Source organism: Promicromonospora sp. NPDC023805, assembly GCF_040639635.1.
GTDB lineage: Bacteria > Actinomycetota > Actinomycetes > Actinomycetales > Cellulomonadaceae > Promicromonospora.
The window spans coordinates 72,753-86,714 of the sequence record NZ_JBFAAH010000001.1 but is presented as its reverse complement, the minus strand read 5'-3'; the positions used below and the strand labels follow the sequence as shown (position 1 = coordinate 86,714).

The window sequence follows — 13,962 nt, the reverse complement described above, 5'->3', positions numbered from 1 at the left end:
GATGACGTCGACGGGTCAGGCTCAGCGTCGACGTCTCGTCAGCACGAGAGCCATCAGCACGAGAGGAACAGACGTGGAGACCAACGCGAACCCGCCCGCACCGGCAGGACAGATGAAGGCCATGGGGTTCACTCACCACGGAGGACCCGAGGTCCTGGGATTCGTCGACCTGCGCAAACCTCACGCGGGCCCGGGCGGCGTGCGCATCCGCGTCCGCGCTGCGGCGGTCAACCCCGTCGACGCGATCATCCGCTCCGGAGCGTTCTCCGGGATGGACGCGGACACCGCGCACCCCGTCGTGCCCGGCATGGACGTCGCGGGCACGATCGACCAGATCGGGCCGGACCAGCCCGACGGCTTCGACCTCGCTGTCGGCGACGACGTGGTCGGCTTCGTCGTGCCCTCCGGGGCTCACGGTGGCTACAGCGAGTCCATTGTGCTTCCCGCGCAGTCGATCACGCGCAAGCCGTCGAACGTGAGCTTCGTCGAGGCCGCGTCGTTCCTGTCCAACGCGCTGACCGCGGAGCTGACCCTCGAGGCGCTCGCGCTGGAGCACGGGTCGACGCTGGCCGTGACAGGCGCCGCAGGCGCCGTGGGCGGCTACCTGGTCGAGCTGGGCGCCGGACGAGGTCTCGTCGTGATCGCCGACGCCGCACGAGGAGACGAGGAACTCGTGCGCACGCTGGGCGCGACGCACACCGTGGGGCGCGCGCCGGAGTTCGTCCAGGACGTCCGAGACCTCACCGAGGGGCGCGGCGCCGATGCCCTCGCCGACGCCGCGATCCTCACCGACGCGGTGCTGCCAGCAGTCCGGGACGGCGGCCAGATCGCCTTCTACCTACCGACCGACCTGGTGCCGGACCGCGGTGTCAGGCCCTTCTACTCCTACGTGATGGGGTCCGCGGAACGGCATGACGCCATCGAGCGGCTGGCACGCATGGTCGAGCGCGACGAGCTCACCACACGAGTGGCCGCGGTCTATCCGCTGGCCGACGCGGTCGCCGCGCACGAGCGCCTGGCGCGCGGGAAGCTGCGGGGGCGCATCGTCCTGGAGCTCTGAGCCAGGTGACGGTCGTGCCGGGTGAACGAGTGAACGGTGTGGACAGAAGTTAGGTTAACCTCACCTCACAACGCTCGAACGCTCCGTGACCGCGGGGCACCGCAGCACGACCTCAGGAGACCCGTGGTTATCACTGGAATGCGCGCGGGAACACGCGCGCGCACGGCGGCGCTCGCCGCCGTCGTCCTCGTCGGCCTGACCGGATGCGGAGCGTCCGAGGTCGTGGAGCCCGCGCAGGCGGCGCCGGCCGGCGAGGGCCGCACCGAGTACCCGCTCACGCTGGAGAACTGCGGCCAGGAGGTCACCGTCGAGTCGGCCCCCGCGCGCGTGGTGTCCCTCGACCAGAACTCCACCGAGATCCTGCTGTCGCTCGGCCTCGAGGACCGGATCGTCGGCACGGCGTCCTGGACGGACCCCGTGCTGGACTCGCTCGCCGAGGCGAACGAGGACGTGCCGCGGCTCGCCGACAACGCCCCGACGTACGAGGTGCTCCTGGGGGCGGACCCGGACTTCGTCACCGCCTCGTTCGGGCGGCACTACAACGAGGGCGGCGTCGTCGCCCGCGAGCGCCTCGGCGAGTCCGGCATCGGTTCCTACCTGTCGCCGACGGACTGCGACAACGGTCAGAGCGTCAACGGCGGCGGTGCCCGGACGGTGCCGCTGACCGCTGACGAGCTGTACCAGGAGATCCACGAGCTGGCGGAGATCTTCGACGTCGCCGACCGGGGCGAGGCGCTGGTCGCGGACCTGCGGGAGCGTGCGGAGGCCGCGACCGAGGGTGTCGACTTCGAGGGGCGGACGGTTATGTTCTGGTTCGCCGACACGAAGACCCCGTATGTCGCCGGCGGACTGGGTTCGGCGTCGTACCTGGCGACGACCACCGGGCTGGAGAACGTCTTCAAGGACTCCGTCGACGACTGGCCCGCGATGGGCTGGGAGAGCGTGGTCGAGGCGGACCCTGACATCCTCGTGCTGGGCGACCTGCAGCGCGACCGGTTCCCCGGGGACCTGCTCGACGACAAGATCGAGTTCCTCAAGAGTGACGAGCTGACCAGCACCCTGGACGCCGTCCAGGAGGAGCGGTTCATCCCGCTGCACGGTGCGGAGATGAACCCGTCCATCCGGTTCGTCGACGGGCTGGAGAAGATCCAGGCGTGGTGGCTCGCGAACAAGGACTCGCTCAACAAGGACAAGCCCTGAGCACGAAGCCGCTCGCGGCCGCAGGCCTGACGCTCGGCGGGATCGTCCTGCTCGCCGTGTCGGTAGGCGTCGCCGTCACCCTGGGGCCGGCCGACGTGTCGCTCGTGAACGTGCGGGACATCCTCCTGAACCACCTGGGGTTCGCCGAGATCCCGGTGCGGATCTCGGAGGACGCGATCGTGTGGCAGGAGCGGCTGCCCCGCGCGCTCGTCGCCGCCGCGTGCGGGTCGGGGCTGGGGCTGTGCGGCGCGATCCTGCAGTCGCTGCTGCGGAACCCCTTGGCGGACCCGTTCGTCCTCGGCGTCTCGTCCGGCGCCTCCACGGGGGCAGTCCTGTTCGGGATGCTCGGCCTCGGCGGCGGGGTTCTGGGCCTCTCCGGCGGCGCGTTCCTCGGCGCCCTGGTGGCCTTCGGCCTCGTGCTGCTGCTGGCGCGTTTCGCGAGCGGCGGCACCTCGGGGGTGATCCTCGCGGGTGTGGCGAGCACGCAGCTGTTCTCGGCGCTGACGTCGCTGGTCATGTTCGCGTTCGCGGACTCCGACGAGGCCCGCGGCGTGATGTTCTGGCTCCTGGGCTCCCTGGAGGGGATGCGGTGGGACGACGTCGTCCTGAGCACCGTGGTGGTCACGATCGGCGCGATCGTCTGCATCGCCTCGGCCCGCACGCTGGACGCCTTCGCCTTCGGTGAGGACGTCGCGGCGTCGCTCGGGATCGCGGTGGCCCGGACGCGCGTGCTGCTGCTCGTCCTGACGGCCCTGCTCACCGCGACGCTGGTGAGCATCGCGGGCGCCATCGGGTTCGTGGGGCTCGTGCTGCCGCACGCGGCGCGGCTGCTGTTCGGGCAGCGTCACGCGCGGGTGATCCCGGCGACCATCGTCCTCGGCGCGGTGTTCATGGTCTGGGTCGACGCCGTCTCCCGGGTCGCCTTCGCGCCGACACCCCTGCCGGTAGGTGTCGGGACGGCGCTCGTGGGCGTCCCGGTGTTCGTGCTGTTGCTGCTGCGCAGAAGGGGACGCGCATGACGCTCCAGACCCGAGACGTCTCCTGGCGGCGCGGCGGCACGCTCGTGCTCGACGGCGTCACGCTGCGACCCGAGCCCGGGTCGACCATCGGCCTGCTCGGTCCCAACGGCTCCGGCAAGTCCTCGCTCCTGCGGCTGCTGCAGGGCATCGCGCGGCCCGACGCCGGGACGGTCGCGCTGGACGGCATCGACCTCGCCCGGCTGCGCCGTCGCGAGATCGCCAGGGCCGTCGCGAGCGTCACCCAGCACGCCGACACCGACGTCGACATAGTGGTGCGCGACGTCGTCCGGCTGGGCCGCACCCCGCACCGGTCAGCCCTCGGCGGTGAGCTCGCGCGGGACGAACGGGTGGTCGCGGAGGCGCTGGAGCACGTCGGGCTCACCGCGAAGGCGGGTCATCTCTGGCACACGCTGTCCGGCGGGGAGCGTCAGCGGGCACACATCGCCCGGGCCCTCGCGCAGGAGCCGCGCGAGCTGCTGCTCGACGAGCCGACGAACCACCTGGACATCCGCCACCAGCTCGAGCTGCTCGAGCTCGTGGCGGCGCTGCCGCTGACCGCGATAGTCGCCCTGCACGACCTCAACCTCGCCGCGATGTTCTGCGACACGGTGGTCGTGCTCCAGCAGGGGCGCGTGGTCGCAGCGGGGCCGCCGGCGGACGTCCTGACCGCCGAGCTCATCGCCGAGGTCTACGGCGTCCGGGCGCGCGTGAGCCACGACGACGGCTCGGGCCGGCCGACGGTCACGTTCCAGCCGGGGCCGCTCGACCGAGCAAGCCTGCACAGCTGATCCGGCGGCCTGATCCGGCGGACTGGTCAAGCAGGCCCAGGGATCTCGCCCGAGCCGCGCACGATCAGGCGGGTCGGCACCACCACCTGCCGCGCGGCGCTGGTGTCGCCCTCCAGGTGTGCGAAGAGCCGCTCCGCCGCGAGGCGGCCGATGCGGTCCGGGTCCTGCGCGATGGTCGTCACCGCCGGCTTCATGAGGTCGCCCGTCTCGACGTCGTCGAACCCGACCAGGGCTATCTCCTGCTCCCGGCCGAGCTGCTGCAGGGCCCGGATGGTGCCGATAGTGATCAGGTTCTGGCTCGAGAAGATCGCGGTCGGCGGGTCGGGAAGGGCGAGGAGCGTGCGGACGACGGCGGTGGCGCTCGCGTCGTCGTGCAGGCCGAGCACCATCAGGGCGGGGTCGGCGTCGATCCCGGCGGTGGCGAGCTCGGTCAGGTAGCCCTCCCGCCGCAGGCGCGCCGTCTCTATGCGTTCGAGGTCGCCGAGGAACGCGATCCGCCGGTGCCCGTACGAGACCAGGTGGCGGACGGCGTCGCGTGCGCCGTCGACGTTCCCCGTCACCACGCAGTCGGTCTCGATGCCGTGCGGCGTCCGGTCGACGCACACCAGCGGCGTCCCGCGGTCGACGTGCACCCGCAGGTACGACTGGTCGTCGCGGACCGGCGTGACGATGAACCCGTCCACCCGGCGCCGGGCGAGCGCGGTGACCGCCCGCAGCTCCGCGGCCGGGTCGTCCTCCAGGCTCGCCGCGAGCACCGCGTACCCGTACTCGGTGGCCACACGTTCGATCGCCCGGTGCACCTGCGCGGCGAACGGGTTGGCGACGCTGGAGACGAGGAGGCCGAGGGTGCGGGAGCGGCCGTCGGACCGGCGCAGGTTGCCGGCCTGGAGGTCCGGCTCGTAGTGCAGGTCCGCCGCGGCGCGGTTGACGCGTTCGGCGGTCGCGAGGGAGACGTTGGGCTCGCCGTTGATGACCCGCGAGACGGTCTTGATGCCGACGCCGGCGACACGCGCCACGTCGCGCATCGTCGGCCGCCGCTGGCGCACCGACGGCGAGGAATCGTCTGACACCGATGTCATATCTGGGCCGCTCCTTTGCGTTGTTGCCTTGACCCTACCGGGACTTTCGGTTAAACATGGACCTGACAACGTTGTCGGGCAACCGGCCCCACGAAGGAGTTCGACGGTGAACACACTGACCAATGACCGACCCGCGCTGCGGCGCGGTATCGCGCTGACCGGCGCCATCGCACTCGGGGCGCTCGGCCTCACCGCGTGCGGCGACAGTGACAGCGGTGACAACGGTGTCGGCGTCTCGCTGATCGTCAAGACGACCACCAACCCGTTCTTCGTCGCGATGCAGGACGGCGCGGAGGCGGCCGCCGTCGACCACGGTGTCGAGCTGACCATGGCCGCAGGCAAGGCGGACGGCGACGAGGAGACCCAGATCCAGGCGATCGAGAACGCGATCGCCCGGGGTGACGCGGGCATCCTCATCACGCCGAACGGCCCGTCCGTCGTGGACGCGCTGAAGAAGGCGCGCGACGCGGGCCTGTACGTGATCGCCCTGGACACGCCGCCCGACCCGGCCGACGCCGTCGACATCACGTTCGCCACCGACAACCGCCAGGCCGGCGTGCTGATCGGCGAGTGGGCGGCCGCCCAGCTGGACGGCGAGAAGGCAACCATCGCGCTGCTCGACCTCTTCGACGACAAGGTCGTCTCGGTCGACTACGACCGTGACCAGGGATTCCTCGAGGGCATGGGGATCGACGTCGCGGACCCGAGCACCAACGGTGACGAGGCCCCCACGGGGACCTACAGCGGCGGGGACTACGAGATCGTCGGCAACGAGGCGAGCCAGGGCGCCGAGGACGGCGGGCGCACCGCGATGGAGAACCTGCTCACCAAGAACCCGGACGTCAACGTCGTCTACACGATCAACGAGCCGGCCGCGTACGGCGCGTACCAGGCCCTGGAGGCCGCGGGCCGGGAGAAGGGCGTCGTCCTCGTGTCGGTCGACGGCGGCTGCGCGGGCGTCGACAACGTGAAGGAAGGCGTGATCGGCGCCACGAGCCAGCAGTACCCCGTGAAGATGGCCGAGCTGGGCGTCGAGGCGATCGCCGAGCTGGCCGAGTCGGGCACCGTGCCCAAGACCACCGAAGGGCTCGACTTCTTCGACACCGGTGTCGAGCTCGTGACGGACACACCCGCCGACGGCGTCGAGTCCATCGACTCGGCCGCCGCGGCCGACCTCTGCTGGGGCTGACGATGAGCGCATCCACCATTCCTGCCGCGACTCACGAACCGGCGCACGAACCGGCCGCCCAGTTCCTCGACCGCCGGACCCCGCTCGAACGCGCACGCGGCGTGCTGCACCGTTACCCGGCGCTGAGCCCGGCGATAGTGCTCGTCGTGTCCGTCATCGTCTTCGGCCTCCTCAACGACCGGTTCTGGGCGCCCGCGAACCTGTCCCTGATCACGCAGCAGGTGGCGGTGGTGGGCACCCTCGCCGTCGCCCAGACGCTCGTGATCCTCACCGCGGGCATCGACCTGTCGGTCGGCGCGACGATGGTCCTTGCCTCGATGGTCATGGCCCAGATCACCACGTCGGCCGGGGCGTCGCCAGTGGTGGCGCTGCTCCTCGGGCTGGTCGCCGGGCTCGCCGCGGGCGGCCTCAACGGCCTGCTCGTGACCCGCTTCAAGCTGCCACCCTTCATCGCCACGCTGGGCACGCTCAACATCTACCTCGCGGTCACGCTCCTGTACTCGCACGGGGCCACCGTGCGCGGCGGCGACATGCCCGCGGCCATGACGTGGACGGGAACCACGTTCCCGGTGTTCGGCGTGCGGGTCTCCACTGGCGTGATCCTCATGCTCGCGGCCTACCTCGTGGTGGCGTTCGTGCTCGGGCGCACCGCCTGGGGTACGCACGTCTACGCCGTCGGCGACGACCGCGACGCCGCGCGGCTGTCGGGCATCAGCGTCCACCGCGTGCTGCTCAGCGTGTACCTCGCGGCCGGGGCGATCCTTGCGCTCGCCGCCTGGATCCAGATCGGGCGGGCCAACGCCGCGAGTCCCAACGTCGGCATCGACATGAACCTCGACTCGATCACCGCCGTCGTCATCGGCGGGACGAGCCTGTTCGGCGGCCGGGGCACGGTCTGGGGCACCCTGCTCGGCGCGCTCATCGTCGGGGTGTTCCGCAACGGGCTGTCCCTCGCGGGCCTCGACGTGCTCTACCAGACCCTTGCCGTGGGCGTCCTCGTGATCGTCGCGGTCTCCCTCGACCAGTGGATCAGGAAGGTGCGCAAGTGACGACCACCGACACAGACACAGACACCGACACCGACGCAGCCACAGCGGCCGGCCCTCCGTCGTCCGACGAGCGGAAGCCCGTCCTCCAGGCCCGCGGGCTCGTCAAGACCTTCGGCCATGTGGTCGGGCTCGACGGCGTGGACATCGAGCTCTACCGCGGCGAGGTGCTCGCGATCATCGGCGACAACGGCGCCGGCAAGTCGACCCTCGTGAAGTGCCTGACCGGCGCCGAGGTCCCCGACCGGGGCGAGGTCCTCCTCGACGGCGAGCCGGTGCACTTCAAGCGGCCGCAGGACGCACGGGCGGCGGGGATCGAGACCGTCTACCAGACGCTCGCCGTCGCTCCGTCGCTCGACGTCGCCGCGAACCTGTTCCTCGGCCGCGAGGTGCGGCGCAAGGGCGTGCTCGGCTCGGTGCTGCGCATGACCGACCGCGCGGGGATGCGGGATCGGGCCCGTCGCGAGCTGCGCGATCTCGGCATCTCGACGCTGCAGGACGTGACGGTTCCCGTCGAGAACCTGTCCGGCGGGCAGCGCCAGGCGGTCGCCGTCGCGCGGGCCGCGGCCTTCGGCTCGAAGGTTGTCGTCCTCGACGAGCCGACGGCGGCGCTCGGCGTCCGCGAGTCGGGTCAGGTGCTCGAGCTGGTGCGCACCCTGCGCGACAAGGGGGTGCCGGTGATCATCATCAGCCACAACATGCCGCAGGTCTTCGAGGTCGCGGACCGGATCCACATCCAGCGGCTCGGCCGGCGTGCGGCGACGATCACGCCGCAGTCGCACACCATGACCGAGGCGGTGGCGATCATGACGGGCGCCGCGGAGGGCTGACGGCACGCGCCGGGGCGCCTGGCCCTGCCGGGACTCTCCGGTCTAGCCAGGTGCTTCGGCGATCCTGTCGGCAAGGTCCCGGATCGTCTCGAGCTCCTCGGGGTTCAGGTGGTCGACGAACCGGCGTCGTACCGACGCCAGGTGCGTGCTGGTCGCCTCACGCAACGCGGCCAGGCCTGCGGGGGTGAGCTGAAGCACGACGCCGCGGCGGTCGGTGTCGTCGGGCAGGCGGTCGACGAGCCCGCGCGTCTGCATCCTGCTGATCTGGTGCGAGAGGCGGCTGCGCGACCACTCCATCTTCTCCGCCATCTCCCGCAGTCCCCACCGGTGGTCGGCCCGGTCGGCGAGCGTGCTGAGCACGTCGTAGTCGGGCATCGAGAGGTTCGCGGGGGAGAGGTCCTTCGTGGTCCGCTCGGTGACCGCGACGAGCATGCGGCGGAACGCGCGCCACGCCGCCTCCTCGTCAGGGGTGAGCCAGCGCCGCGTGCCGCGCTGCCCGGGGAAGGGTGCAGGGTTGGTCGTTGACATGTCTATGACCCTACCCGTAGGTTCGATTTCATGTACACGTCAACGAAAATGCCGAGGGTCCTGGTCGTCGTGCCCAGCACCCGCCCCGGGCGGCGTGGGCCGGCGGTGGCCGACTGGTTCACCTCGGCCGTCGCCCGACGCGCGGAGGCGCTCGGGGTGCAGTGCACCCTTGCCGACCTGGCGGAGATCGACCTGCCGTTCCTCGATGAGCCGGAGCACCCTTCGACCGGGCAGTACGTGCACGAGCACACGCGCCGTTGGAGCGAGCTGGTCGCGGGCTCCGACGCGTTCGTCATCTGCACACCGGAGTACAACCACGCCATGCCGGCGGCGCTGAAGAACGCGTTCGACGCCCTGTCGGCCGAGTGGGCCGGCAAGCCGATCGGATTCGTCTCCTACGGCAACACCTCGGCGGGCACGCGCGCGGCGCACATGGCCAAGAGCGTCGCGGTCACGCTCGGCATGGTGCCGATCCGGGCGACGGTGAACCTGCGCATCGCGGACAGCTTCGACGGCGACGGGCTCGTCGCGGACACGAGGCGCGACGCAGCGGCCGTGCGCATCCTCGACGAGCTGCACGAGCTCGCGGGGCTGCTCGATGTGCTGCGTCGTCCTGGGCGAACCCGGCTCACCGCGCCGGAGCACGCAGGGATCACCATCGCGCCGGCCCGGGACGACGACGCGGGCGAGCTGCTGGTCCTGCAACGCTGCTGCTGGGTCGACGAGGCGGTGGTCAACGCCACCTTCGAGATCCAGGCGCTCCACGAGCCGCTCGACGTCGTCCGGCGGGGAATCGCCGAGCATGCCACCTGGGTGCTGCGTGACGGCGGGCGAGTGGTGGGTGCCGTGCGGGCGCGGAGCCAGGGGACGACCTGGGAGATCGGACGCCTCATGGTGGCGCCCGATCACCGGGGTCGCGGGCTGGGCCGGTACCTCCTGTCCTGGGCGGAGGCACAGGCTCCCGAGGGCACTACGCTCCTCAGGCTGTTCACCGGTGCCCTGAGCTCCAGGAACCTCCGCATCTACGGCCGGGCCGGATACCACCACGAGTCCACGTCCGCGGGAGTGGCCCACCTGGCCAAGGCGGTGCAGTCCCAGGAGGTGGTGGCCGACGCCGAGCGGGTCGGCGTCTGACCGGGTGTGTCTTGCGCGGTTCGGGCGTTCTGCGGGTCAACGCACGACGGCCGCGGTACGTTTCCCGACCCCGCCGCGGGCCACCACCGCGGCGGCCGTCCCTGCGACGACGAACAGGGCGGCCAGACCCAGCCAGCCCACCGTCCCGTGCTCGATGGCGGTGGCCGTCACGAGCGCGGGGGCGACCATCGACGCGACGGCGTAGCCGGTCTGGCTCAGGCCCTGGTACGCGCCGGCGCGCTGGGGGTCGGCGAGCTCGAAGGCCATGCCCCAGCCGCGGACCTCTACGCGCTCCGGCCCGGTGTACCACCGCGCGAGCATCGCCTGCTTCGACGAGCCGTTCGCCGAGCGCATGCCGATGGCGAGGCACGCGACCAGGGTGAACACGACGGCGTCCGACGCGAGGGTGTAGGCGAGCATCGCCAGCCCGTTCAGGCCCGTTGCCCAGGCCTGGACGTGGTGGGCGTCCACCCGGTCCGACAGCCATCCAGCGGTGTAGGCGGCCAGCACGCCCACGCCGCCCGCGATGCCCAGACCGAGGCCCACGGTCGTGGCACCGAGCCCGATGACGCGCGTGAAGTACAGGGCGCTGACGGTGTAGAAGACGCCGCTGGACAGGGCGAACGCCATGGTGCTGAGGGTCAGGGAGCGCGCGACACGGTCGCTGGGAAAGAAGGTCTGTTGCACGCCCCTTTGTCCGCCGCCGAGGGTGCCCCGATCAACTGATGTAGCCTGCGGCTTCATGGAACCGCGACGGTCCGGCGGACTGATCGAGTACGAGCTCGCCGGGATGGACGTCGCCGACGTGCGCTTCGCCGTGTCGCCGCTCACCGAGCTCACCCTGTCCCTGCGCACGTTCCGCGACCTCGGCCGGTACCCGGTCCACCTGCCCTGGCTCCAGCGCACCGAGCAGGCGCGCTCGGCGCTGGACCTGCCGCTGCTGCTGGCGCTGACCAACTCCGTGCTCTGGACGCCCGACTACCTCACGCCCCGGCCGTACAGCCCGCTCACCCGCATCGGGGACGAGCTCGCCGCCGTCGAGAACGTCCCCGATGCGCGGATGCTCGACGGCGTGGTGCGCGTACGCCTGGGCACCGACGCCCGGTTCCGCCGGCCCACCACCGGCGAAGGACTCACCCTCGTGCCGACGCTGTTCACCCGCGGCGCGACGGCGCCGATCTCACCGGAGGAACCGCCCGTCGTCATGTACGGCGCACGCGGCGTCGGGACGCTGTGGCAGGCCGAGCCCCGGCGCGCACCCGAGGCGCTCGCGGGCCTGGTGGGGGCGCCGCGTGCGGGGCTGCTCACGGTCCTGGCGGCGCCTGCGTCGTCCACCGAGCTGGCGGGCCGGCTCGGGGTGACGACGTCCGCCGTCAACCAGCACCTGCGGGCGCTCCGCTCCGCTGGCCTGCTGACCAGCGCGCGACACGGGCGTTCGGTCCTGTACCTGCGCTCCGAGCTGGGCGACGCCCTGGTCGCCGGCGTCGGCGGGGCGAGCGCCCGGGCCTGAGCCCGCTCACTGGAGATGTCTCAGGTCCTGCGCGATCTCGACGGTCAGCTCCACGGCCCGGGCGGCGAGCGGGGAGAGGGTGCGGTGGGCCCGGCGGAGCAGGTAGAGCTCGCGGTGCGCCACCGCCGGGCGCAGCTCGTGGATGCTCAGCGTCTCGTCGGTCGTGGCGCCGGCGCCGTGGATGGCCAGCCAGGGGAGGATCGCAGAGCCCAGACCGGCGCGCGTCATCGAGAGCACCGCCTCGTTGCCGCCGGCCCGGAACATGTACTCGGGTCGGACGCCGCTCGCGGCGAGCGCCTCCTCGAGGGCCGGCTGCGCGCAGTCCGGCGGCCAGGCGACCATCGGCGCCCCGTCGAGCGCGGCGAGGTCGACGGGGCCGTCCGGGAAGCGCCCGCGGGAGGCCACGAGGAAGTACGGGTCGTCGAGCAGCTTGACGTACTCGACGCCGGCGTCGTCCTTGCGGACGTCGTAGAAGAGCAGGTCGACCCGTGCGAGGTCGGGGGAGTCTGACTCGTCCTCGGAGAGCCGGATCTCGCAACCGGGGAACTCGTCGAGGAGCCTGCGGACCAGGACCGGGAGCACGGTGTTGGACACGCTCTGGAAGGTGCCGATCGTGAGGCGGCCCTCGCCTGCCTTGAACCCTTCGACGGCGGCGTCCAGGGCGTCGGCCCTGGCGAGCAGCTCGGCGGCGTGCACCTGCACCACACTGCCGAGCGGGGTGAGCTGGACCGGGCGCGGGCCGCCGGGCCGGTCGAAGACGCGGCCGCCGACGGCGCGTTCGAGGCCGGCGATGTGCTGGCTGACCGTCGACTGGGTGTACCCGAGCCGGGCGGCCGCCCGGCCGAACGAGCCCTCGCCGATGACAAAGGCGAAGGTCGCGAGATGCCGGAGCTCCACGTCTGTCATGTCAGCAAGGGTATATCGCCAGACGCGATCGTCACCATCGGATTTCATCGCTTTTCACGATGGTCGCCCGGTTCTAGCGTGGCTGCCATGACCACACACATTCGATCGGCATTCTGGATCCCGGTCTTCGACGAGCTGGCGGATCCGCGGGTGGTGGCACGGCTCGCGGCCGAGGCCGAGGAGGTCGGCTGGGACGGGTTCTTCCTCTGGGACCACATCGCGTGGGCCGCGCCCGTGCAGCAGGTCGGCGACCCGTGGATCTCGCTCGCGGCGGCGGCAATCGCTACCGAGTCGATCCGGCTGGGGCCGATGGTCACGCCGGTCGCCCGCCGTCGGCCGGTGAAGCTGGCCAGGGAGACGGCCTCGCTGGACCAGCTCTCCGGCGGCAGGCTGACCCTCGGCGTCGGGCTGGGCAGCGACGTCTACGGCGCGGAGTTCGTCAGCACCGGGGAGGAGGTCGACGCGCGGGTCCGGGCGGAGCTGCTGGACGAGACGCTGGACATCCTCACCGCTGCCTGGTCGGGGCTGCCCGTCCACCACCGCGGCAAGCACTACGTGGTCGACGACATCACCTTCCTGCCCATGCCCGTGCAGGAGCCGCGGGTGCCGGTCTGGGTCGCGGGCTACGCGGGCCGCGTCAACCCGGTGCGCCGCGCGGCGAGGTTCGACGGCTACTTCCCGATCGGCGTCCGGCACCCCGACCAGCTCGCCGAGCTGCGCGAGACGATCAGCGGCCTCCGGCCGGACCCCTCGGCGCCCTACGACCTGGTGGTGCCCGTGGCGCCCGGCGCGGACCCCGCCGGGTACGCTGCCGCCGGCGCCACCTGGCGCCTGACGGAGCTCGACCCGGACGAGATGACGCTCGACCACGTGCGGGGAGTCCTCCGGGACGGTCCTCCCACCACGTCGCGCAAGGAGGCGGTAGCAGGATGAGCACTTTTGTACTGATTCACGGGGGCGGAGACGTCGGCTGGCACTTCCACCGGGTGGAGGCCGAGCTGCGAGCGCGCGGGCACGACGTCGTGGCCCCCGACCTTCCGGCCGACGACGACTCGAAGACCTTGGTGGACTACGCGGACGTCGTCGTGGAGGCCGTCGGCCCGAGGCGGGACGTGGTCGTCGTCGGCCACTCGTTCGGTGCGTTCACCGCGCCGCTCGTCGCCGACCGTCTGCACGCGGATGCGCTGGTCCTGCTGGCCGGGATGATCCCGGCGCCGGGGGAGTCGCCGGACGACTGGTGGGCGAACACCGGCTACGGGAGCGCGGTGGCGGAGGCGGCCGAGCGGGACGGCGGCCTGACCGGCAGCGCGGACCCGTACGTGAGCTTCTATCACGACGTGCCGCGGGAGATCGCGGAGGAAGCGATGAGCAAGGGACGGGAGCATCCGTCGAGCGCCGCGACGGATGCCCCGTGGCCCTTGGCCGCGTGGCCCGACGTGCCTACCCGGTTCCTGCTCTGCAGCGAGGACCGCTTCTTCCCGCCGGACTTCTTCCGCCGTCTGGTTGCCGACCGCCTGGGCATCGTGCCCGACGAGATGGCCGGCAGCCACTGCGTCGCGCTGAGCCGGCCCGTGGAGCTCGCGGACAGGCTGGAGGCGTACGCGGCCGACGTGACGGGATAGCTGCGACGGGACAGCCGCGACGCGATAGCGGGGCGGAGGCGGCGGGTCTCG

Annotated in this window: 15 protein-coding genes; 11 read left to right on the top strand and 4 right to left on the bottom strand. The window is 71.8% G+C overall.

What is annotated here, in order from left to right:
- Nucleotides 1–73: 73 nt before the first annotated feature.
- The 4 genes from AB0F70_RS00460 (at nt 74) to AB0F70_RS00445 (ending at nt 4,067) form a co-directional block, all read left to right on the top strand.
- Nucleotides 74–1,060, top strand: coding sequence for an NADP-dependent oxidoreductase (locus AB0F70_RS00460; protein WP_357442369.1), 987 nt, complete (start codon nt 74–76; stop codon nt 1,058–1,060).
- 123 nt (nt 1,061–1,183) lie between these two features.
- Nucleotides 1,184–2,260, top strand: a complete 1,077-nt coding sequence (locus AB0F70_RS00455; RefSeq protein ID WP_357442367.1) for an ABC transporter substrate-binding protein — start codon at nt 1,184–1,186, stop codon at nt 2,258–2,260.
- Complete coding sequence (locus tag AB0F70_RS00450) at nt 2,257–3,279, top strand: iron chelate uptake ABC transporter family permease subunit (protein WP_357443535.1); 1,023 nt, start codon at nt 2,257–2,259, stop codon at nt 3,277–3,279. Before AB0F70_RS00455 ends, AB0F70_RS00450 begins: the two co-directional genes overlap by 4 nt.
- Nucleotides 3,276–4,067 carry an ABC transporter ATP-binding protein gene (locus tag AB0F70_RS00445; RefSeq protein ID WP_357442365.1) on the top strand — a complete coding sequence of 264 codons (792 nt, stop codon included), beginning with the start codon at nt 3,276–3,278 and terminating at the stop codon, nt 4,065–4,067. Before AB0F70_RS00450 ends, AB0F70_RS00445 begins: the two co-directional genes overlap by 4 nt.
- A 26-nt stretch (nt 4,068–4,093) precedes the next feature.
- On the opposite strand, the gene AB0F70_RS00440 is transcribed toward AB0F70_RS00445, so the two are convergent.
- Nucleotides 4,094–5,146 carry a LacI family DNA-binding transcriptional regulator gene (locus AB0F70_RS00440; protein ID WP_357442363.1) on the bottom strand — a complete coding sequence of 351 codons (1,053 nt, stop codon included), beginning with the start codon at nt 5,144–5,146 and terminating at the stop codon, nt 4,094–4,096.
- Between the two features lie 115 nt (nt 5,147–5,261).
- Here AB0F70_RS00440 and AB0F70_RS00435 point away from each other — a divergent pair, with 115 nt between their 5' ends.
- From AB0F70_RS00435 to AB0F70_RS00425, 3 genes are all read left to right on the top strand, one after another.
- Nucleotides 5,262–6,335 (top strand): substrate-binding domain-containing protein, encoded by a 1,074-nt coding sequence (locus tag AB0F70_RS00435; protein ID WP_357443533.1) that lies wholly within the window; start codon nt 5,262–5,264, stop codon nt 6,333–6,335.
- Between the two features lie 2 nt (nt 6,336–6,337).
- Nucleotides 6,338–7,384, top strand: a complete 1,047-nt coding sequence (locus AB0F70_RS00430; protein ID WP_357442361.1) for an ABC transporter permease — start codon at nt 6,338–6,340, stop codon at nt 7,382–7,384.
- Between the two features lie 119 nt (nt 7,385–7,503).
- Nucleotides 7,504–8,211, top strand: coding sequence for an ATP-binding cassette domain-containing protein (locus tag AB0F70_RS00425; protein WP_357443531.1), 708 nt, complete (start codon nt 7,504–7,506; stop codon nt 8,209–8,211).
- 42 nt (nt 8,212–8,253) lie between these two features.
- Here AB0F70_RS00425 and AB0F70_RS00420 read toward each other — a convergent pair whose 3' ends face one another.
- Nucleotides 8,254–8,739: a MarR family transcriptional regulator gene (locus AB0F70_RS00420; RefSeq protein WP_357442359.1), complete on the bottom strand. Its 486-nt coding sequence runs from the start codon at nt 8,737–8,739 to the stop codon at nt 8,254–8,256.
- A gap of 30 nt (nt 8,740–8,769) precedes the next feature.
- Here AB0F70_RS00420 and AB0F70_RS00415 point away from each other — a divergent pair, with 30 nt between their 5' ends.
- Nucleotides 8,770–9,873, top strand: coding sequence for a bifunctional NAD(P)H-dependent oxidoreductase/GNAT family N-acetyltransferase (locus tag AB0F70_RS00415; protein ID WP_357442357.1), 1,104 nt, complete (start codon nt 8,770–8,772; stop codon nt 9,871–9,873).
- Between the two features lie 36 nt (nt 9,874–9,909).
- Here AB0F70_RS00415 and AB0F70_RS00410 read toward each other — a convergent pair whose 3' ends face one another.
- Complete coding sequence (locus AB0F70_RS00410; RefSeq protein ID WP_357442355.1) at nt 9,910–10,503, bottom strand: hypothetical protein; 594 nt, start codon at nt 10,501–10,503, stop codon at nt 9,910–9,912.
- Nucleotides 10,504–10,615: 112 nt separating this feature from the next.
- Between AB0F70_RS00410 and AB0F70_RS00405 the strand changes: the two genes are divergently transcribed.
- Nucleotides 10,616–11,383 carry a helix-turn-helix domain-containing protein gene (locus tag AB0F70_RS00405; RefSeq protein WP_357442353.1) on the top strand — a complete coding sequence of 256 codons (768 nt, stop codon included), beginning with the start codon at nt 10,616–10,618 and terminating at the stop codon, nt 11,381–11,383.
- A gap of 6 nt (nt 11,384–11,389) precedes the next feature.
- On the opposite strand, the gene AB0F70_RS00400 is transcribed toward AB0F70_RS00405, so the two are convergent.
- Nucleotides 11,390–12,289 (bottom strand): LysR family transcriptional regulator, encoded by a 900-nt coding sequence (locus AB0F70_RS00400; RefSeq protein WP_357442351.1) that lies wholly within the window; start codon nt 12,287–12,289, stop codon nt 11,390–11,392.
- A gap of 87 nt (nt 12,290–12,376) precedes the next feature.
- On the opposite strand from AB0F70_RS00400, the gene AB0F70_RS00395 reads away from it, so the two are divergent.
- Nucleotides 12,377–13,222, top strand: coding sequence for an LLM class flavin-dependent oxidoreductase (locus AB0F70_RS00395; protein ID WP_357442349.1), 846 nt, complete (start codon nt 12,377–12,379; stop codon nt 13,220–13,222).
- The gene (locus tag AB0F70_RS00390; protein ID WP_357442347.1) at nt 13,219–13,911 is read left to right on the top strand and encodes an alpha/beta hydrolase; all 693 of its coding nucleotides are present in this window, start codon (nt 13,219–13,221) and stop codon (nt 13,909–13,911) included. The genes AB0F70_RS00395 and AB0F70_RS00390 overlap by 4 nt, the downstream gene beginning before the upstream one ends.
- Nucleotides 13,912–13,962 lie beyond the last annotated feature (51 nt).